The organism is Idiomarina xiamenensis 10-D-4, assembly GCF_000299895.1.
Taxonomy (GTDB): Bacteria; Pseudomonadota; Gammaproteobacteria; order Enterobacterales; family Alteromonadaceae; genus Idiomarina; species Idiomarina xiamenensis.
On the sequence record NZ_AMRG01000015.1, the window covers coordinates 32,525 to 56,252 of the forward strand.

At 47.9% G+C, this 23,728-nt stretch carries 1 protein-coding gene; it reads right to left on the bottom strand.

The annotated features are described in order from the left end of the window. Positions 1 to 88: 88 nt before the first annotated feature. On the bottom strand, positions 89 to 23,515 hold the full coding sequence (locus A10D4_RS14125) for a type I polyketide synthase (protein ID WP_008489592.1): 23,427 nt from the start codon (positions 23,513 to 23,515) through the stop codon (positions 89 to 91). Positions 23,516 to 23,728: the final 213 nt, after the last annotated feature.

A 23,728-nucleotide genomic window follows, 5' to 3' on the forward strand; every position in this document is an offset into this window, starting at 1 on the left:
AGCTAACGCAAAGCAAATACGGAACTTATTCGCACCTTCCCTAATTTGGGTCGACCCTTACACGATGATTCTCAACTTACAGTCACCATTACTTGGGCGACTTCGAATCCAGTCTCTCAAGCAACTGTTGCACCTGTTCTTCCGACATCGATTCGATATCAGTCTTCATCTTCCTCAGGTTGTTCTTACGTTTGCTCTTACGACTTTTCTTTTTAAGCGGTTTGTCGACTACATCACCTCTACTGTCATCGATACCGAGCTTCTTCGCCATTTCACTGACACTCGGTGCTTCGAAGATCAAAATTGGTGACAACGAAACTTCGAACTCACGCTGTAACTCAGAAATCAGCTGCATTGAAATCAGCGAGTTGCCGCCGAGCTCAAAGTAATTGTCGTCGAGGCCGACTTTATCGATACCTAGAACACGTTCAAAAACAGCAGCGATACGCTTCTCTATTTGGTTGTTCGCCGCAACATACGAGGTGCTCAGCTCAGGGCGTAAGTGTTGCGATTTGCTTGCGCCGCTTGTTTCGCTGGCTTTCCGCTTGAGGTAAACCCATTGTTCAAGACGAGCATGTAGGTTGGCTGTAGAGTTGACCAAGTTGCACAACTTGTTAACGCTCAACACACGGCGTACGGCTTCTGCACCTTCATTCGGCCACATTAGGAACTTCTCCAATGTGGTGCCTTGGTGGCCAATCGGACCATCTTCGGCAGCCCAAGTATCCCAGTTCACGGCAATCCAGCGAGTACCACGGTCATTTCTACGCGCCATGGCAAAACCGTCCTCATAAGCATTAGCCGCAGAGTACATTGCAAGTCGCAAACCACCGAGGGTCGCGGACAGTGAAGAGAACAACAAACAGAAATCCGCGTTGCGCTCATCAAGGAGTTCGCTAAGGATAACTGTGCCATGGACCTTGGCGGCGAAATGAGCCTCGCTACGCTCTCGGGTAATATCAGCGATGATGTCATGAGACTCATCAGTGTTCAGGCCCGCAGCATGAAATACACCATTAATATCGCCATAAACCGATTCAATGATTTTAAAGGCCTCGCCCATCTGAGCCTTATCGGCAACATCAGCGGCAACGACCATAATGCTGCCCCCCTCCTGTTCTTTACGTCTGATGGCTCGGATGATGCGACAAACCTGTTCGTCGTTACCTTGTTCAAGCCATTCGTCCCATCGCTCTTTGGCTGGAAAGCTGCGACGAGAGAGTAAAGCAACATTGGCGTTGTATCGTTTGGTCAACATCCCTGCCAGCGTCAAACCAACGTTACCCAATCCACCGGTGATAAGGTAGGTGCCCTGCTCTCGAAGTATGTCTGAATTCTCGGCAACCTCACTGAGTGCTATTGAGGTGTAGCTTTGAACCAAACGTTCAGTATCGCGCCAGGCAATGGAAACATCCTGAGTATCGGCGCTTAGTTCCTTAACCAAACTGTCGATGAAGTCTCGTGATAACGTGGCAGCGGTATGGTATTCTACATCAACATTACGGACACTGATGTTCGTGTATTCTTGTGGAATTGAACGGCAAGCTCCCAGCAAGGTGCTGTTACCCGCAATGACATCATCCTCTTGACGAACCATGTAAAGACCACTGGAAACCACATCCAGCTGTAGCTTTTTACTGGTCGTCTTACCCCAAGTCTGAGCCAGCTGAATTAAGCTGAAAAAGCCGAGTTCCTGTAATTTTGCGAAATCACGCTCTTGCGTCAGTGTGCCCATATGAACAATCCTGTCCGGCATCATGTCAAGTTGCTTTAAGGTTTCTAGCCACTCAACCATCTGGGCTTCTTCATTACCGTCTAACCGGTAGGTATATTCGTCTACTTGCTCTAATGCTTGACCGGCTCTAACTTCCACGGTAATTATTTTGCCGCCACTTCGTTTGAGACTATCAGACAAATGTTTACCTACTTCGCCCTCATCAAGTATCAAACAGCAGATCTGAGTGCTAAACACGTGTTTGTCGATATCGCTTGGACGCAACGCTTTAGGCAACCAATCGCTCTGGTAAAACCATTGGCCGATGTCCGAGACTCTCTCATCAGTATTTTTCTTGGCGATCTGTTCGACATTGGAGCCTGCTCCCGCTTCGACCCAGTAACGGTTACGTTCGAACGCATAGGTCGGCAACGACACTTTCAAACGACGCTCATTACCGTAGAATGCATTCCATTGCGGTTCCACACCGGCAAGCCACATCCTAGCAACGGCATTTTGTAAATAAATGTCATCACTATCGTTCTGGAACGAAGCTCTCAGGGTCGAAACGATAGATATAGACTTCTCATCGGTACATAAAGGATGCTGTTTAACAAAGGATCCAAGACTTTGGCCTGGACCTACTTCAACCAAAACTCGACCCTGCTCCTCAAGCAACTTGCCAATACCGTCAGCAAAGCGCACGGTTTGACACATATGGTCCAGCCAGTAATCGACTGAAGTCACTTCCTGATCTGTTACCCAGTCTCCGGTCAAGTTAGATACATAAGGGATAGTCGGCGTATTTAACTCAATGTCTTCGAGTAATTCGCGCAAGCCGACTCGCGCACTTTCCATCATTGGGCTGTGGAAGGCATGAGATGTGCCTAAAACGCGACAGACAATGTCTTTACTCTCCAATTCCTGCGCAAATGCCATAATAGCGTCGGTACTACCTGCTACTACGCTGGTTTTAGGACTATTGCATAACGCGACGCTGAGCTCTTCACCCATTAGCGGTTCAAGTTCCTGCTCAGACATCGGCACTGCCAACATAGAACCACCTGGCAAATCATTGATTAAACGCGCACGCTTAGCGACTAAAGTTAGGGCATCTTCCAATGATAAACAGCCGGAAATAGTTGCAGCGACAAACTCACCTAAACTGTAACCGACCATAGCATGAGGCATATAACCCCAGGTCATCAATAGATGAGCTAAACAGTATTCGACAGCGAACACCAAAGGTTGCGCCAACCAAGTTTGCTGTAGCTGAGAGACTTCATCGCCGCTGTCTTTGCCAAGCATTGCTTTGAGATCAAAACCGCTGTTGTCTTCCGACTTGGCCGATAAATCGAACAACTTGTCGCGCAAATCGACGCCAAGCAACGGTTCAAGGACATCACAACAGTGATTGAACTCTTCACGAAAAGAAGACTCCTTGTGGTACAAGTCGAACGCCATATTGTGATAATGATCGCCAACACCTGGGAACATGAAGACCAAAGTCTTGTGAGCATCGCTCAAACGCGCGCCCATCACTTTCTGCTGATTATCAGTTAATGCATCAATTGCCGACTGATAATCATCCGCGACGACAGCATATCTAAACGGCAAGCGCTTGCGACCGAGTTGTAAGGTATAGGCAACGTCAGCAAGACTCTGCTGAGGGTGACCGCGCAAATGTTCTGCCAAACGCTTTTTAGTCATATCCAATGACCACTGACTATTAGCACTGAGCATTAATACCGGAACTCGTTGAGCATCGTCCGATGGTTGTAACTGCGGCGCCTCTTCTAAGACAAAGTGAGCGTTGGTACCACCAAGACCAACCACGTTAACAGCGGCACGGCGCACTGTATCGCCGCGTGCCCATGGAATATTTTTATCGGCAACAAAGAAAGGACTGTTGTCGAGGTCAAGGTTCGGGTTAGGAGATTTGTAATGCAGCAGCCTTGGGATCTCTTCATTGCTCAAAGACAGTACTGTCTTAATCATGCCGGTAACGCCGGCAGCGCGGTCGAGGTGCCCGGTATTCGGTTTAACCGAACCTAATGCCACGACACTTTTTCGTCCCACACCTGCATTACGATATGCCTTACTTAACGCAGTAACTTCGATAGGGTCGCCAAGCTCAGTTGCAGTGCCATGGGCTTCGACGTATTGAATAGTCTCCGCACCAATGCCTGATGCAGCTAGAGCCTCACTGATGGCGCCAACCTGACCATCGACGCTGGGAGCGGTATACCCAACTTTAACCGAGCCGTCATTATTGACCGCAGACCCTTTAATGACCGCGTAAATGTGATCACCATCAGCAATAGCATCGTCAAGGCGCTTAAGCGCCACGATACCGACACCGTCACCAATGACAGCTCCTTTAGCGTCGGCGTCGAACGTGCGGATATGGCCGTCAGGTGAATCTATACCGCCTTCTTCGTAGAGATAACCTGTTTTGCCTCTGACGGAAATGCTAACACCACCACCGAGAGCAACGTCACATTCGCCAGCAAGTAAGCTTTTACAAGCCATATGCATAGCCACACCAGAAGTCGAACAGAAAGTCTGGATGGACATTGCAGGACCTTTAAGATTCAACTTGTATGAGACTCTAGTCGCTAATGAGTCGTTGGAATTGTTGAAGTAAGCCTGCCAAGTCGCACTACCGGAGCTTGTGATATCAGGACGAGACAATAAGTTATTGAGATACAAGCTAGTGTTAGCGCCGCCGTACACACCGATAAGACCTTTATAAGTCTCTGGATCGCAACCTGCATCCTCCAAAGCTTCCCATGCACATAACAAAAATTGACGATGTTGCGGATCAATAAACTCGACCTCACGGGGAGCATATCCGAATAGACGAGCATCGAAGTGATCGAAATCTTCAACATCATAACCGACATTAACATAGGCTGGATTGCGAATGAGTTCAAGGTTAACACCGGCGGCAAGCATTTCTGCCTCCGTATAAACGGTGCTGGCCTCAACACCCTCTTTGAGGTTTTGCCAGAACTCACGGACGTTATTGGCTCCCGGGAATCGGCCAGACATACCTACGATGGCAATATCATTGGACATACCGGCTTGACGAGCCTTTTCACGACGCTCACTGAATACTTTACTGTCATCAGCCATAATCACAGCTTGTTCTGGCACCAGATATATTGCTAATGCAGCGACAGTAGGCGCCTCATAAAGTACTACAGGAGTCAGCTCAGCATCGAACTCTTTACGCAGTTCAGCAACGACTTGTAAACCCACCAGCGAGTTACCACCAAGATCAAAGAAATTATCGTCGGTACCGATCTCATCAATACCCAAAACATTTTGCCAAATCGCGGCGATTTTGCTTTCTAATTCACTGGTAGCTGCAACAAAATCGGTCGACAGTGCCGGCCTTGGGTAGCTCGATTTCTTACGATTATTGTTGACAGCGCTATTCATATCGACTGCCATACAAACGTTAGAGCGAGCAATCATGGCTACTGCATCTTCAGGCAAGAATATAACCTGAGGCACATCAATAGACAGAATACGACGAATCGCTTCCATCCCCTCGTCGAAAGTAATACCGTATTCTTGACGATGTTTTATCAATGCAGCACGCAATTCCGGTTGATAACCCTGCAAGCCTTCAGACCAGGCGTCCCACTGCCACTCACCGAAGTTTATGGCAATTGTCGCACCATGTTTATAGTGGTTGGCCTGCGCGTAAGCATCCAAAAATGCGTTACCAGCACAATAATCGATTTGGCCAGGCCCACCGCCGGTGAATGCCGCGATAGAGGAAACCAAGATCATAAAGTCGAGCTCAAGCCCCTCAACCGCTTTGGCTAGGGCTAAGGTCCCCTGTACCTTAGAACGTAACGTTTGCTCAGCCGCTTCCAAAGGCTTCAACTGAGTCAACCCCTGACCAGGCACACCAGCAGCGTGAATCACACCATCTAGAGTGCCAAAACGTGTTACGGTCTGAGCAACGATGTCTTTCATAGCTTGCTCATCGGCCACGTCGGCAGTAGCAACCATCACCTCGGCACCGGCCTTGACCAATGCATTAATTTTCATGACGCGTTCAGTAACGCGGTCATCTTCACCCGACTCACAAATGGCATCCCATTGGTCTTGCTCTGGCAATGATGAGCGCCCTAGCAATACCAGCTTGGCATTTTGCGTTTGGTGGAGATACTCGGCAACGGCCAAACCAATGCCACCCATACCACCTGTAATAAGGTATACACCACCATCTTTTAGACGGATATGACCGACTGTGGACTCATCCATATGTATAGGTTCGATAACCGGTAGCAAACGCTCGTTGCCACGCAACGCCACATATTGATCATCCTTGTTCAACAACTCTGCCAATAACCGATCGGCAACACCTTGTTTATCTTCGCCAATCTCTTCAGATACGACATCAATATTACGGCAGATAACATTGGCAAATTCCTGGCGGATAACCTTAACCGGGCCTTTAATCAGGGCTTTGCTCGGTACCACAGCTTCAACACCCAGAGCCGGCTGCATATCGCTAGACAAGATGCATAAATGCAATTCATCGTTGCTCATGCGCTCACCAATCGTTTTGGCCAATTGGAATAAGGTGTAAAAGCCAAGATTCATCTGTATCTGGATATCAAAATTGTCATCCCAAGACTCTAAGGTCCAGCCATAAACGATGCGGTTTGGCAAACGCTTATCCTGCTTAAGCTGCTTGAACACTGAATCTAAATCTTTCTTATTAGCCGCCCGAACCACGAAACTACCGTCTTTCTTGATTTGATAGCGCTCACCATGGTAAACGAGTACAGAATCGATTCCTTTATCTTCCGCTGCTTGTATTAGACGGTCACAAACACCGTTGTTATCTGCAAACACTAACCAACAAGCAGCAGTAGAGTCACTCTCAGCAACCTCATTACTTTGATCTTTGTCCCTAGCCCACAGTGGGAAGAAAAACGAATCAGCCAAATCGTATTTTGGCTCTTGCGACATCAACAACTGACTGGCAAGGGACTCTTGGTGTTCGAACGCCGTTTCAATCCAATAGCTTTGACGGTCATAGGCGTACCCCGGCAATGGAATACGGTGACGGCGCTCTCCTTCGTAATAACGGTGCCATGCTGGCGCACAGCCCAATACCCAAAGTTTCGCCAGCGCTGCGGTGAATATTGCGACATCATTGTCTTCAACGTACACAGTGCGCATGGTTTGAACCGCAAAGGCTCCGCTGCCATCACGAGTAACCGCTGCGCGTTGCTTAATCAATGAGGTCAAGCTCTGGCCTGGACCCACCTCAACTAGCGCCCAGTTACCGTCGGCTAATAAGGTATCGATACAGTCGCCAAAACGAGCTGTTTGGCACGTATGTTCAACCCAGTACTCTTCGTCAATAATGTGCTCGCTATCTAGCCAGCTACCAGTGACATTAGATAAGAAACGAATGGTGGGTGTCTTGAACTCGACTTCTCTTACTAATTCAGCCAGTTGCTCTTTGACTGGAGCCATCATAGAAGAGTGGAAGGCATGTGTGGTCAGTAAGCGGCGACACATCACCTGCTGACTGCTCAACTGTTGCTCCAAGGCTTCAATCGCGCTGTCGCTACCAGAGGCAATGGTCAGTTTAGGGCCATTGACAATACCAATATCTATAGCTTGGCCAAGCTGTTCAATTGTGTCTCGCAACTCTTCAATAGACAAAGGTACTGCCAACATCGAGCCACCCGGCAAGCTATTGATAAGCTTGGCGCGCTCGGCCACCAACTTAAGTGCATCCTCCAGTGAAAGAATGCCAGCCAATGTTGCTGCGGTATATTCGCCAAGGCTATAACCGACCACGGCTTCAGGAACAATGCCGTTACGGATCAGGTGATTGGCGAAACAATACTGGACAATAAAAGTGCAAGGTTGAGCAAATACAGTTTGATTCAACTTGGTGCTGAATTCGTCATTCGGAACTTGGCCCAACATCATCGCTTTGGCGCGGTCAAATGATGGCATGTCCTCAACGAACAAGACATCACGCAGATTCGTATCTAAAACATCAGCAAGTACTTCGAAGCAATATTCCATATCGTTACGGAAGGCCTCTTCCTCACGATATAAATCGCCAGCCATGTTTACATACTGATCACCCACACCAGTAAACATAAAAGCTACAGGTTGCTTACTCGCGGTCTTAACCGATTTAAATATTCTATCTGCTTTATCACCGCGCAATGCGTCTATTAACTCTTTATGAGATCGCCCCACAACTGCAAGACGTTCGCCGAATTCGCGGCGACCACAATGCAAAGTATAAGCCGCGTCCGCCAAGTTAATTGCATTATCGGCAGCCAAGGCATTAGCGAGATTTTCACGCATCGCCTCTAGAGACGTTGACGTTTTGGCAGACAACGTCATAAATTGCCATCGTTTACCAGCAACGCTCGACTCTGGTTTAGGCGCTTGTTCCAATATAATGTGTGCATTAGTGCCACCCACACCCAAAGTCGTAACAGCGGCGCGGAGCGGAATCGACGATTCCGGCAACTTATACAAAACATTACGTACTTTGAACGGACTGTTTTCTAAATCCATCTTCGGATTCGGCTTTTCAAAGTGTAATGTCGGCGGAATAACACCGGTACGCAGCACGTTGATCGCCTTAATCATGCCAATAGCGCCAGCGGCACGGTCGGTATGACCGAAGTTGGTTTTAATCGAACCTAAAGTAACGAACTGCCTTCTATCGGTGAATTGGCGATAAGCGCGGGTCAATGCCGCCACTTCAATAGGATCGCCCAGTTCAGTTGCCGTACCATGCGCTTCGATATAATTGATATCTTCAGGCGTCAACTGAGCGTCTTCCAATGCTCTGACGATAACCTCAGATTGACGTTCTACACTCGGTGCGGTAAATCCTGCTTTTAATGAACCGTCATTGTTGATGGCAGACCCTTTGATAACAGCATGGATAGTATCCCCATCCTCTTGAGCATCGGTCAAACGCTTGAGCAACAGCATCGCACAACCGTCAGAAAATACTGTACCTTGGCCGCGCGCATCGAAAGTCCGGGTATGGCCGTCTGGTGAGCCTTGATTATTCGGCTCGAACAAGTAACCATGCTTATTAGGCACCAATACAGAAACACCACCGGCTAATGCCATATCTGATTCGCCGGTACGCAAGCTCTGACATGCCAGATGAATACTCACGCCAGAGGTTGAACAGTAAGTGCCGATAGACAGGCTCGGCCCACTTAGGTTGAGCTTGTATGAAATACGCGTAGACAATGAGTCTTGGGTATTACCCAAATTGGTTTCGAAGCGATCCAATCCAGCCCAAACTTCTTTATCGCGATGCAGTTGCATCTGATAGAGACTCTGGGTCGTACCGGCAAACACACCGACCAAGCCATCAAAACGATGAGAATCATAACCAGCGTGTTCCATAGTCGCCCAAGCGACTTCCAACATCACACGGTGCTGCGGGTCGATCAATTCGGCTTCGCGAGGATTAAAGCCGAATACTCCAGCATCGAACATATCGATATTATCTAGAATACCGCGCTTTTTGACATAATTCGGATCATTGACCAAAGCGGTAGAAATACCAGACTCTAGCAATTCCTCATCAGTAAACGTCGATATGGTTTCTCTCCCATGGACGAGGTTATCCCACATGGTGTCAACATCCTTGGCTCCTGGGAAACGCCCAGCAAAGCCGATCACCGCAATATCGTCACACCCAGCAGCAGCTCTTGCATTACGACGACGTTGTTGAAGACGCTCAGCATCACCACTTTGTTCCTGTACGTCTTTATCGCTACCCAAACGTTTACTTAATTCACTGACGCTTGGTGCTTCGAACAGCAATACCGGTGACAGGGAAACATCGAACTCACGCTGCAACTCGGCAATAACTTGCATCGAGATAAGTGAGTTGCCACCCAACTCGAAGTAATTGTCATCCAATCCGACTTGATCGATACCAAGCACATTCTGCATTACACGAGCGACACGTTTTTCGGTTTGGTTGTTGGCTGCAATAAAAGTGGTGCTCAATTCAGGACGAGCGTAGTAACGCCTCTCGGCTTCGTCAATCCCTACTTGGCTCATGCGTTTACGATATACCCACTGGTTCAATCGCTCATACAAATCGGCTGTCGAATTGACCAAGTGACAAGCCTTAGAGCTAGACAAGATGCGACAAACGGCATCCACGCCCTCTTCCGGCAACATCAAAAACTCTTCGAGAGTTGTACCTTCATGGTCCTGTTCGCCGTTTTCACGTGCCCAACTATCCCAATTGACCGCAACCCAGCGGGTCACAGGATCATTCCTGTGGGCGAAAGCTACCCCGTCTTCATAAGAGTTGGCGGCAGCATACATCGACAACTGCATCCCCCCCAGAGTGGCAGCTAAAGACGAAAACAGCATACAGAAGTCAAGCTCTCGCTCGGCAATTAGACGCTCAATAACTTGGGTACCGGCAACTTTAGCTAGGAAGTGAGCCTCACTGCGCTCGCGGTCAACCTCCAAGATCACCGCATGAGACTGTGCGGTAATCACACCGGCGGCATGAAACAAACCATTCAGCTTGCCATATTGCTGCTCTACATCCGCAAAGATTTTAGTCATTGTCGGTTCATCGGCAATATCACCGGTAACGACAAAGACATTACCGCCTGCTTCATTCACCTCACGCAAACGCGCGATTTGGCGGCCAACACCATCCTCTGAGCCATGCTTGGCCAGATAGCTATCCCAATCGTCTTGTGCCGGGAATGGCCGACGCGACAACAACGCAACATTAGCCTGATACTTAGCAGACAGCATGCTCGCGATATTCATGCCGACATTACCTAAGCCGCCAGTGATCAGGTAATTGCCACCTTGACGCAATACATGGTTGTTTTCTCTCACGTCTTGAAGAGGGCAAGAAACGTAAGACTGCACATAGCGCTTGCCTTGACGGTAAGCAACGGCCACATCGTCGTTAGTACTCAGCAATTCTGTCATTACCTCATCGACGTTAATTTGTCCGGCGACAAAGTCGATACCGCGAACGGTAATGTTAGGAAATTCCTGCGGAATGGTACGGTAAGCACCAACATTAGTGAATTTGGCAGGCACAACGTTATCTTGTCCAACGGCCATATAAAGGTCACTTGAAACCACATCGATGTGAGCCGGAGCGTTCATGCGACCATCAGATAAACCTTGCGCCATCGCCAAGACGCTGAAAAAGCCACGTTTTTGAACCGCTTCAAACTCCGACAGCTCCGTCAAACTACCACAATGAAGCAAGTGCTCCGGCTTGAAACCCTGCTCGCACAGCTCGGCGACTGATTTACGCAATTGGCTCGGTTGATCGGCATCGACGACATATTTGCATTCGCTAAGTTTGGCAAACTTAGCGCCGTCAACCAAAGTGATCAAAACACACTTGCCGCCTGCGTCGCTGATGCGGTTGTATACCTGTTCGGTCAGCGGCTGTTCAAAGCCGACCACCAGCCATTTGGCATCCTTAACCTTAATAGTATCGAGGTGTTCTTGTTGGATAGCAGCCGTTTGCCAGCATTGCTCATAAAACCAAGCACCAACATCCTCGATTTTACAACCTTTGTTATCGACATCGCGTTTGATGTCGATCCAATAGCGTTGGCGCTCAAACGGGTAAGTCGGCAGCGATACTCTGCGACGAGTTTCATTGTGGTAGAAGCGCTGCCAATCAGGCGTACAGCCACTACTCCATGCGGCAGCAACAGCGTTCAATAGGCTTTTTAGGTCAGAGGCATCCTCATAGATGGTGCGCATGGTTTGAGCAACAGTCAACTGATCACTATCAATGCGGAATTGTGGATGCTGCCGAACCATCGACGTAAGGCTTTGACCCGGTCCGACCTCAAGGATAACTTGACGGCCTTTGCTCAACAACTTGTCTAGCGCTTCACCAAAGCGAACGGTGTGGCACATGTGTTTGAGCCAGTAGTTCGGATCGGTTGCCAGTTCAGGAGTAATCCAATCACCGCTGACGTTTGACAAGTAAGGAATAAACGGCTCATTCAACTCAATGTTATTCAGTACTTTTTCTAGTTCTGGACAAGCCGCTTCCATCATTTTAGAGTGGAAAGCGTGCGTGGTTTGCAGTCTGCGACTAAACAATTCTTTGTCTTTAAGTACGCTTTCCAAAGCCGCGATATCTTGTTCAGAGCCGGCTACCACAGTCATATTTGAACCATTGGTAATGGCAATCGACAGATTGTCATTTAAAAGCTGCCTTAACTGTTCTTCACCTGCAGGAACAGCCAGCATGCAACCAGGCTCAAGTTGGTCGATTATCCTCGCGCGCTCAACCACCAATGTCAGCGCATTTTCCAACGATAGGGTTCCGGCAATGGTGGCTGCAGCAAACTCGCCAACACTATATCCGACCAAAGCCTCCGGAACGAGGCCCCAACTGATGAGCAATCTTGCTAAGGAGTACTCCACAACGAATACTGCCGGTTGTGCAATCCGAGTAGAGTTTAAAGCTGACGGTACCGCATCCCCGCCTTTGTCTCCTCGGAAGAATAAAGCGTTGAGATCCTGCTTCGAAGTTTGCTGCGTGACGTTATCATCAAACAACACCGATTTGAGGTCCAAGTCGCTGTTTTGCTCCAACCAGTCAAAACACTTATCCATCGCAGCTTTGAACTCGGGCTCAGTCTGATACAACTGCGCGCCCATGTTGACATAATGTTCACCAACACCAGGGAATATAAAGGTCACAGGTGACTTGTCACTATTAGAATTGGTGACGACGGCAGCATCATTTTGGCCGCGCAAAAGCTCAATCGCATTTTCGGAAGATTGGCAGATAACGACTTTGCGTTCACGCATCTCTTTGCGGCCGAACTGCAAAGTGAAGGCTATATCGGCCAAAGAAAGCTCGTTATGCGTTTCAATATAATCGGCCAAGTTGTGTGACATTTTGTCTAATGCTTTTGGAGTTCTGGCCGAAAGTGTTAGCATTTGCCATTCGCGGCTAGCACTGGTGGCCGGCAGCAACGGTGCTTCTTCGACAATGACGTGGGCATTAGTCCCACCAATACCCAAAGCATTTACCCCGGCAATACGCGGTTTCTCACTTCGCTTCCAAGGGCGAAGTTCAGTATTGACGAAAAACGGACTGTCATTGAAATCGATTTCTGGATTTGGCGCTTCAAAGTTCAAAGACGGTGGTAACACCTCGTGTTTGAGCGACTGCACCACTTTGATGAAACCGGTGGCACCTGCGGCACGGTCCAAGTGACCGAAGTTACTCTTAACAGAACCTAAAGCAACAAAATGACGTTTATCGGTGCTGAAGCGGTAGGCGCGGTTCAATGCTGCGACCTCAATCGGATCTCCCAACTCAGTCGCACTGCCATGGCCTTCAACATAAGATATTTGCTCGGGTTCAACCTCCGCAACCGCCATCGCCGAAGCAACGACCTCAGACTGACCTCTAACACTTGGTGCGGTAAAACCAGCTTTAACGGCACCATCATTATTGATAGCTGACCCACGGATCACCGCGTGAATCTGGTCGCCATCAGCCAAAGCATCTTCCAGACGTTTCAACGTAACGACCGCAGCACCATCACCAAAGATAGTGCCGGTTGCGCCAGCGTCATAACTACGCGTCTGACCATTACACGATTCTTGACCACCTGGGTTGTACTCATAACCGAATTTAGTCGGAACACGTACGGAAACACCACCAGCCATCGCAATATCTGATTCACCGACACGTAGACTTTGACAGGCTAAGTGAATGGCGACCAAAGAAGTTGAACAGAAAGTTTGCACCGACACACTTGGTCCACGGAGGTCGAGCTTATAAGAAACCTTGGTACACAAAGCATCTTTATCGTGGGAGATAACGTTATCAAGATTAACGAAATCTTTACCGAATTCAGTGTTAGCGATAAGGTCAACACCATAACTACTCATGTTAGCACCGGCAAATACACCGATGTTGCCAGCATAACGACTGGAGTCGTAACCAGCGTCTTCCAACGATTCCCAAGCACATTCAAGGAAGAGTCGGTGCTGCGGATCCATCACTTCAGCTTCACGAGGCGTGTAGCCAAAAAACGCGGCATCAAATTCTTCGACATTTTCCAAAATTGAACGAGCACGGATATAATTCGATTGACAATAAAGGCTTGGACTGACTCCCGCCTCCTTTAACTCTTCATCGCTGAAAAAACTAATTTTTTCAACGCCTTCAGCAATGTTTTGCCAGAACTGTTCAACGCTATTACTACCTGGAAAACGACCCGACATACCGATGACGGCAATAGGAACCATTCCACCACGGTTGCTCAACTCTCGCCGACGCTGTAACTGGGCTTTGAAGGTTCCTTCTTCCTGTTGCGCTTCATTGCCGTTCGGCATCAAGTGCTTGTTCAACTCGCTAATAGTACCAGCATCAAACAACAATACCGGGCTGACCTGAGTACCAAATTCCTCTTGCAGTTGCGCCGCAACTTGCATCGCCGACAACGACGTACCACCCATGTCGAAAAAGTTATCGTTAACCCCAATCTTGTCGATGCCCAAAACTGAGCGGTAAACCTTAGCAATACGCCGCTCTGTTTCGTTACTAACTTCAACATAAGCAGTCGGTAAGTCAGGACGTTGATAGAGATTCATGGCAACGTCTTCTTCTTGAACGATATGCTTCGGCTGCTTAGCACGTAAAAATTCACCGCTCACCCATTGTTCAAGACGAGCGTGCAAAGAACCGGTCGAGTGAATCAGGCGCAGCGTTTTGGAAGCCATGGCACGAGTCAAGGCATCAAGCCCCTCTGCCGGCGTCATCGCAAACTGGGCAATGGTTGGCTCAGTAGAAGTATCGGCTTGGGCAAGTTCTTCATCGCTTCTAACATCCCAAGAATCCCAAGCAATTGAGCTGTAGCGAACCCCCTCAGTGTCTCGCTTGGACTCCACAAATGCATCAAGGTATTGGTTGGCAGCACAATATGCGGCAAAACCGAAGCCCCCTAATACAGTCGATACCGATGAAAACAATAAGCAGAAGTCGACGTCGTGCTGCTGTAGTAACTTATCAAGAACCAAAGTACCTGTGACCTTGGACTTGAAATGAGCAATACTGTCTTGTTTGGTAGTATTTTGGATCGGAATCAGAGACTCTAACGTCGCATAACCAGCCGCATGCACTACCCCGTCGACTTTTCCCCAATGTTTGGAAACATCCGACATCACGTGCGTCATTGCAGCTTCATCAGCAACATCCGCTTTATAAGTGCGGACTTCTCCCCCCAACGATTCAAGAGCCAATATCGAATGGATCTTACCGACTACACCGTCGTCAGCATGTTTTTGCTCAAGATATTCATCCCATGACTCACGAGCCGGTAAATCGGTACGCCCTGTCAACACCACTTTGGCATTGAACTGACCGAGAAGATAACGCGCAATAATCAAACCGATACCGCCTAGACCACCGGTGATTAAGTAAACGCCTTTATCCTTGAAGCCGACTTCATCACGTTGTGCTGACTTAATTGGGTCAGCAACAAACGTTTGAACAAAGCGTTGACCATCCCGATAGGCAACGTAGACATCAGTGCATTTACTATATAGCTCAGCAACTAAACTACCCATTTCAGACGCCATCTCCATGTCGATGGTACGGCAAGTCACATTTGGGTATTCCTGTGGAATTACGCGGGCAGGGCCGAGCAAAGTCGAAGCTAGCGGCGTAATTTTCTCATCGCCTTTCACCAAGCTAATGTCCGAGCAGACAACGTTCAATTTCAGCGGCTGGTTCCAACGACACTGACCGATGGCTTTGGCCAACCATATCAAAGCATAGTAAGCGCGCTCACTTTCTTGACGACCGCTAAGGAAAGTAATTTGGTCAACCATAATGCCTTGTGACTGAATCTGACTGAGCAACAACTGGTAGTCTTCAACTTCATTAATGTTAAGGCCATAGTGCACGTCATTGTGTTGAATATACTCATCTGCTTGTTTGGCTAATAGCACCGTGTGACCATCTTCACGAAGCTTTTCAACCAACTCGTCTGCATTCTGCTCGTCTGCCAATATCAAATGACATTGCTGTTCAACAGCTGTAGATGCGTCCAAAGCTTTATTCTGCCACGCAGGCTTGTAGAACCAATTGGACGGATCCGGTTGTTTGCCCGCGGCTGGACTCAGCAATCCGGCGATGGTGTCCGCCTGGGGCACATCAATCCAGTAACGCTGGCGCTGGAACGGATAAGTCGGCAGTGACAAACGGGCACGGCGCTCACCGCTCCAAAAGCATTTAAACGGCAATTGATAGCCCGCTAACCATAACTTAGCAATAGCACGCAGCAAGAACGCCTGATCGGAATGGTTGTCGAATTCATTACGACAACTTGGCACCACCACACGAGCACTAGACTGTTTAAATTGCGGTTGCATCCGAACGATAGAGCACAAACTCTGCCCTGGCCCGACTTCGAGCAAAGCACAACTCTGCTCGCTCAACAGGTGCTCAAGGCTCTGAGCAAACAACACGGTATGACGCATATGACGGCCCCAATATTCAGGAGATATTGCTTCTTCATCGGTCAACCAGTTGCCCGTTACATTAGACAAAATAGGAATAGTCGGCGGGCTCAACTCAAATCCAGCAAGCATGTTTTCGAGCTCTTCAACTACCGGCTCCATCATCGCCGAATGAAATGCATGGCTGGTGCCTAAGCGACGACTCAAAATGCCGTCGCTTTCCAAACGTGACTGAAGGTTGTCGATAGCGTCTATTTCGCCTGACAAAACAGTCATCTCAGGACCATTAATGATCCCAACAGATACCGAATCACTCAGATAAGGCTCAAGCTCATCTATGCCCGTTGACACACCGAGCATTGCACCTTCAGGTAATTCGGCGATAAGACTTGCACGGGTTGCAACAATTCGCAGCGCTTCTTGCAATGTAAAGACGCCAGCTATGGTTGCCGCAACATATTCGCCTAAGCTATAACCGATAAGCACATCAGGTTTAATACCCCAAGATTGCAACAAACGGCACATTGCATATTCAAGAACGAACACCGCTGGCTGAGCCGCCTCGGTTTCGGTTAATATACCGAGCTCACGTTCACCTGAGAGCATCCGTTTGAAAGCCTCATTGTCGTCGTGTTTAAACTGAGGCTCTTCGCGTAAAGCGTCGAGTAAATCAAGTCCCATTTCACGATTCAAGAACGAACAACATTCCTCAACCCACTTTCGAAATTCAGGTTCGGTACGATAAAGGCCAGCGCCCATGCCCAAATAATGATCACCGACACCGGCAAAAATCATCCCCAACGAATTCGGGAATTTATCTAGAACCGTGTCACGCAACATACATTCAGGTGCTAAACCACGCAGAGCTTTAATTGCCTCTTCATGAGTGTGACAAACCACGGCGCAACGATGCTGATAAGCACGGCGACCAATTTGCAGTGTATAGGCCACATCGGATAGATTCGCTTGCGGATTTTGCTCAAGGTAAATAGCTAAATTTTCACAAGCGCTGTCAAGAGCAGCTTCAGAAACCGCAGAGAGAACCAGCATGTTGCACGCTCTGGCCCGACTTGACGGCATTACCTTAGGAGCCTCTTCCAACACGATATGAGCATTTGTACCACCAATACCCATAGCATTTACCGCTGCACGACGGACGTTGTTGGTGCGTTTCCAAGGGCGTAATTCGGTATTGACGAAGAATGGGGAATTATCCAAATCCAACTGTGGATTCGGCTTTTCAAAGTGCAAAGTCGACGGAATCATTTCATGATGCAAAGACAGCGCCGCTTTAATGAGACCGGTAGTGCCAGCTGCACGGTCAAGATGCCCTACATTACTTTTCACCGAGCCGATACCGCAGTATTGATTTTTTACCCCAAACTGGTGATAAGCCTTTGTCAGTGCACGTAATTCAACCGGGTCGCCTAGTTCAGTAGCCGTACCATGGGCCTCAACGTACCCAATGGTTTGCGGGTCAACGTCGGCAGCCCGCAAGGCATCGACGATACACTGGCTTTGACCTGTCACACTCGGAGCGGTATAACCAGTTTTCATACCGCCGTCATTATTGATTGCGGAACCTTTGATTACAGCATAGATGCGGTTTCCATCGGCAAGGGCATCATCCAAACGCTTAAGTGCCACCATCGATATACCGTTACTGAGCAAGGCGCCTTTACCATCTTTGTCAAATGGTCGGCAATGACCATCTGGCGAATCAATCCCCCCTTGTTCAAACAAATAACCGACTTCTTGAGGTGTGGCGATGCGGGAACCACCAGAAATCGCAAGATTGCAGTCCCCCTGAAGCAAGCTGTTGCATGCCATATGGGTGGCAACCGCAGAAGTCGAACAGAACGTTTGTACGTTGACACTTGGCCCTTTCAAATTCAGCTTATAACTGACCTTGGTAGTTAACGCATCATTGTAGGTGGCGATACTCAAGGCTAAGCTGGGTAATTTAGCTTTAAGCTCTGGGTTGGACAGCAAGTTCAGCATGTAAGTACTGATGTTCGCACCACCGAACAAGCCAATACGGTCATTTTCTCCTTCACCAGTCTCACCGGCGTCTTCCAACGCTTCCAAAGTGCATTCAAGGAACAGGCGGTGTTGAGGGTCGAGTAGCTCCGCTTCACGAGGCGGGAAACCAAAGAACTGAGCATCGAACTTATCGACATCAGGAATGTAACCAGCCACTTTGACATAGTTTGGATGGGCCAACATCTCAGGGCTAACGCCACTTTCCAATAGTTGCTCATCGTCAAGAAAGCTTATACCTTCTTTACCCTCTACCAAATTTTGCCAAAATTGCTCAACATTTTTGCTATTGGGAAAACGACCCGACATCCCGACGATAGCGATATCGCGAGATTTAGATCGCACATTGTCGTTATTGCCGATACTTGTTTTGTTACCTTTGCTAGTCGCTTGTTCTGTCGACTTTTTGCCGTTTTCAGTGGTCACCGCCTGAGTTTCTTTCGCCGCACTTTTTGCCTTTTCAGCAAAGCTGTTTTGTGCAATATCGACATACCCCCCATGCTCTTTGAGGTATTGCACCATAGTCGCAACAGTTGGCGCTTCATACAGTACAGTTGCGTTTAAACTAACCCCAGTTAAACGACCAAGCTCAGCCATTAATTGCAGGCCGATTAGTGACGTGCCGCCTAAATCAAAGAAACGGTCGGTCGGCCTGAGCGATTTAACACCCAAGAATCGTTGCCAAACCTGATGAACGGTTGTTTCAAGCTGATCAATGGATTTAACTGGCTCATCTACTGTCGGAGAAATCTTTTGCTCAATTTCGTTAGTACTTTCAGGATGCTGCCAAATCATCGACTTTAGCTTAGCCAAATCATCACGAATTTGTTCAACGCTAGTACCGCAAACCATGATTTGAGGTTGTGCCATAGTCAATGCATCGACAAAAGCCTGCGCACCTTGTTCATCGGTCAAACCACATTGCTTACGGTTATTGATCAAGAAGTTCTTTACTTGAGTCGGGAAGCCGCTCAAACCATCCGACCAAGCATTCCATTGCCATTCACCCCAGATAATAGAGATGACTTTGCCTTGACCTTCACGGCAAGCCAAAGCATTCATATAAGCATTGGCTGCGGCATACTCGGTTTGGCCTGGGCCACCACCAAGTGTTGAAACGGTTGAAGAGCACAATACCAACCGTGGAATATGCAGTCGTTTGACTTCGGCCAATAGGATATCAGTCCCTAATGTCTTAGGGAGTAAGATCTGGTCGATTTGGTCTTTGCTCTTACCATGCAACAAACCACTACCGGCTACACCAGCAGCGTGAATGACACCGTCGATTGGACCAAAGTGTGCAGTGATGTTATTAAATGCTTTCGCAACTTGACCGGCATCAGTAACATCAGCTTGTACCAGCATAAGTTCGCCACCAGCCTGCTCTAAACTTTGCAGAATTTTAAGCAATTCGGCTCGCGAATCATTGGCGGCTATGAGTTGCGACCATTGATCCTTGGCAGGCATTGCGCTACGCGCTACCAAAGCAACTCTGGCTTTGTTGACTGATTGCAATTGTCGCGCCAATGCACGACCAATACCACCAGTACCACCAGTTATCACGTATACCCCGCCATCATAGATTGCAGGTTCTGCACTAGCGACAGGTTCTACCGCGTTAAAACTTAATGCTAAGAGGTTGTCACCTCTAATACACACGCTGCGTTGTCCGATTTCACTCACCAAAACTTCGGTCACCAAGCGAATCGGTTGTTGTAATGCTAAGTCGACGTGCTGACACTGCCAGTTGGGATTTTCATACTGCAAGGTATGCAGCGTCCCCACCACCATTGCCGAAGCAGGTAATACGATATCTTGTGCTGTCGCTTTATGGGCCAAAGTCGTCAATAGGCGCAAACGGCCACTGCTTTCAGATGGTAAAGATTGGACCAAGTGAACCAGGCGCTCAAACGCATCGGTTGCAATATCTTGCACTGTTCTGTCAGCTCTTAACGGCCATGCGTAGACGATATCACTGCAGCTAATCGATTGCTTTTTAAGCTGATCAAATAATAGCCGGTAGTCATCGGGTTCATTAGCTCGGATCGTGTAGTTCGGATGGGTGCTATCGAATGCATCACCCTGGTGAACCAAAATCACACCTTTGCCTTTTTTCTTGAGGGCGTGAGCCAATTGCGTTGCATAACCGTCGCTATCGACAAAAATCAATAGATCGTTTTGCTCAGCTAAAGCTTCACTTGCTTGGATCGTTTGCCATTCAGGTTTAAGGTAAATAGGCGAGCGCTGTTCGCCAGTAACGTCAATGCTATCACCAAACCAGTGGCGTGATGCGTCAAACAGCCAACTTGGCATACTCACCTGTTTAACCGGTAGGTCAACATAGGTACGTTTAAAATCGATTGTTACACCTGCGAGCCACAAATTAGAGACTGCACGTAAGAAGAATGCTTGGTCTGGTTGCTCGTCAAAACCATTGCGACAGCTTGGCACAACAACATGACTTTCGCTGTCAAAATCCGATTGCATTCTGACGATAGAACTGAGGCTTTGCCCAGGGCCGACCTCGACAAAGGCTTGATATCCATAATTTAGAAGACAATTCAAGCCATCAGCAAACTGTACCGTTTGACGTAGATGGTTTGCCCAATAGGCAGGTGACATCGCCTGTTCGTCGGTCATCCAAGTACCGCTAACGTTCGATACTAAAGGCATCTCAGGTGCATTGAGCTCAATCTCATGCAACAATTGCTGAAGAGGTTCAATAACGGGTTCCATCAGAGCCGAATGAAAGGCATTACTAGCACCGATATAACGGCTAATTACGCCGTCTTCCGTAAGCTTTTCAAAAACGTTATCAATAGCATCCGGCTCGCCTGATAACACAACCATTTTCGGACCATTGACAATACCGATAGACACACCGTCAACCATGTATTTGACAACGTCCTCTTTTGACAAGGGCACGGCTAACATCGCGCCTTTAGGTAACTCGTTAATAAGTTCTGCGCGTCGAGCAACTACACGCAGAGCGTCTTCAAGTTTAAATACGCCCGCGACCGTCGCAGCAACATATTCGCCAAGGCTATAACCGATCAAGCCATTGACTTTTACTCCTTTCGATAGCAACAACTGATAGAGGGCATACTCGATAATGAAGACGGCGGGTTGTGCGGCTTTGGTTTGTGACAAAATCCCCATGTCTCGATCGCCGCTGACCATACGCTTGAAGGCATCGCCCTTAGCGAGTAATTGCGGTTCGCTTAAGGCATTCAGTAAATCTAAACCTGTCGTTTTTTTGAGATAGCCACAGCACTGATCGACAACGGTCTGAAATATCGGCTCACTGTGGTACAGTCCACTCCCCATACCTAGATAATGATCGCCAACACCAGAGAACACCAAAGATACGGCTCGCTCTTCTCCTTTTGGGGCTACACCTTCAATCACATAAGCCGAGTCGTCAGTTTCTAAGGCCTTGATAAAATCAGCACCGCTTTTGGCAACGACAACCATACGATTGCAATACTGCTCTCGACTCGCCAAAGTATAAGCCAAATCGCTCATAGTGGGCGCATCTTCGCGGCTCAAAGTTTGCGTGACCACTTGTTGAGCTTTACTCAAGGCTTTTGGGGTTCTGGCGGAAAGCGGGAATAAGTGGAAACCATCGTTGGATAAGCTTTTGTTGGCCACTGGGTTGTACTCTTCGAGTACCACGTGAACATTCGTTCCACCAAAACCGAAGCCACTGACGCCAGCCAAGGCGAGTCGTGGCATGATTGGCCAGGACTGTGCCTTATCAGCGACTCGAACCGCCGAATTTTCAAAGTCTATACGAGGATTTTTATCAGAGAAATTGATTGACGGTGGAATGATACGATGTTTCATCGCCAAAACGGTTTTGATCACCCCAGCCATACCGGCAGCGGCTTCTAAGTGACCAATATTGGTTTTAACCGAACCAACCAAACATTGTTGCGTCGGTTTACGGTTTTGCCGCAGCACAGTGGACAATGCCGAAACCTCAATGACATCACCAATAGCTGTCGCGGTACCGTGAGCTTCAATATAATCGATATCGCCGGGAGATACACCAGCAGCCTCATAGGCGGAAGCCAGCATGGCTTCTTGCGCATTGCGGCTTGGCGCGGTCAACGCTAAAGTGCGGCCATCCTGATTCATCGAACTACCGCGAATAGTACAATAAACTCGGTCGCCGTCTTCTACCGCTTTTGACAACGGTTTAAGAATAATAGAGCCAACACCTTCACCACGAACATAACCATTGGCTCTAGCGTCGAAGGTATAACAACGGCCATCGGGAGAAAGTAAACCAGCCTGAGAGAATACAATGGTGTATTCAGGCTTAAGTATCAAATTAGCCGCACCGACGATAGCTTGTTTTGATTCGCCATTGCGTAAACTCTGACAGGCCAAATGAATAGCGCTGAGTGACGACGAACATGCGGTATCAATAGTAAGACTTGGGCCGCGTAAATCGAAGAAATAGGAAATACGATTGGCAACGATACTAGCGGAGTTGCCAGTTACAGCATAAGGATCAATAGCATCAAGCTGACAATATTGACGATCGAGGTATTCAATATTAGATAACCCAATAAAAACACCAGTTTCACTCTCTCGTATCGCTTTTCGATTAAAACCTGCATCTTCCAGAGCTTCCCATGCTACCTCTAACATCAAGCGCTGCTGCGGATCCATACGTTCGGCTTCGCGAGGAGAAATACCAAATGCATCAGCATCGAAATGAGCGATATCACTAATAAAGCCACCGAAACGAGTATTCATCTTCCCTGGAGCTCCAGCTACCGATGAATAATAGGCATCGACATCCCAACGACTAGCCGGCACTTCGCTAATAGCGTCACTCCCTGATACTAGCAGTTGCCAAAATTCTTCGGGATCATTGGCACCAGGAAAGCGGCAAGACATACCAATGATGGCAATCGGCTCTTCGTCGCAGGCTTTTTTATTCGTAACTTTAGGCTGTGCAGGTGACTCGACTTGATTAAGGATATATTCCGCTGCCTTTTTAATTGACGGGAAGTCGAATAGTAAGGTGTCAGGTAAAACGCAATCCAAACGTTTTTCCAAATTTCCAGTAATTTCTAATACTTCACTTGATGACAAACCATGAACTGACAAATCGTCATCGGAACTAATATCGGTAGACGGATCACCAATCATTTCAGCGATATGCTCGATTAACCATAAACAAATTTGGTCAACATTCATTAATTTCATTTTTTTCTCATATTTTTAGTGACATTTAAAAAGCCCCATCCCAATCTATCGGACTTTTAAACCAGCGGCTTTTTAACATCAAGAGATTTATATTTTTATTTAGCAACTCAAACTTAAATAGTGAGTGTTGTAACCGTATAAATAATTATTCCTCGAAAAATAATTTATAAAAATTAATTTCCTAAATCAGATCCTTGAATCGAGAAATAATTA

Coding starts and splice junctions, on each gene's coding strand:
- A10D4_RS14125 (WP_008489592.1), bottom strand. CDS start 23,515: ATGAAATTAATGAATGTTGACCAAATTTGTTTATGGTTAATCGAGCAT.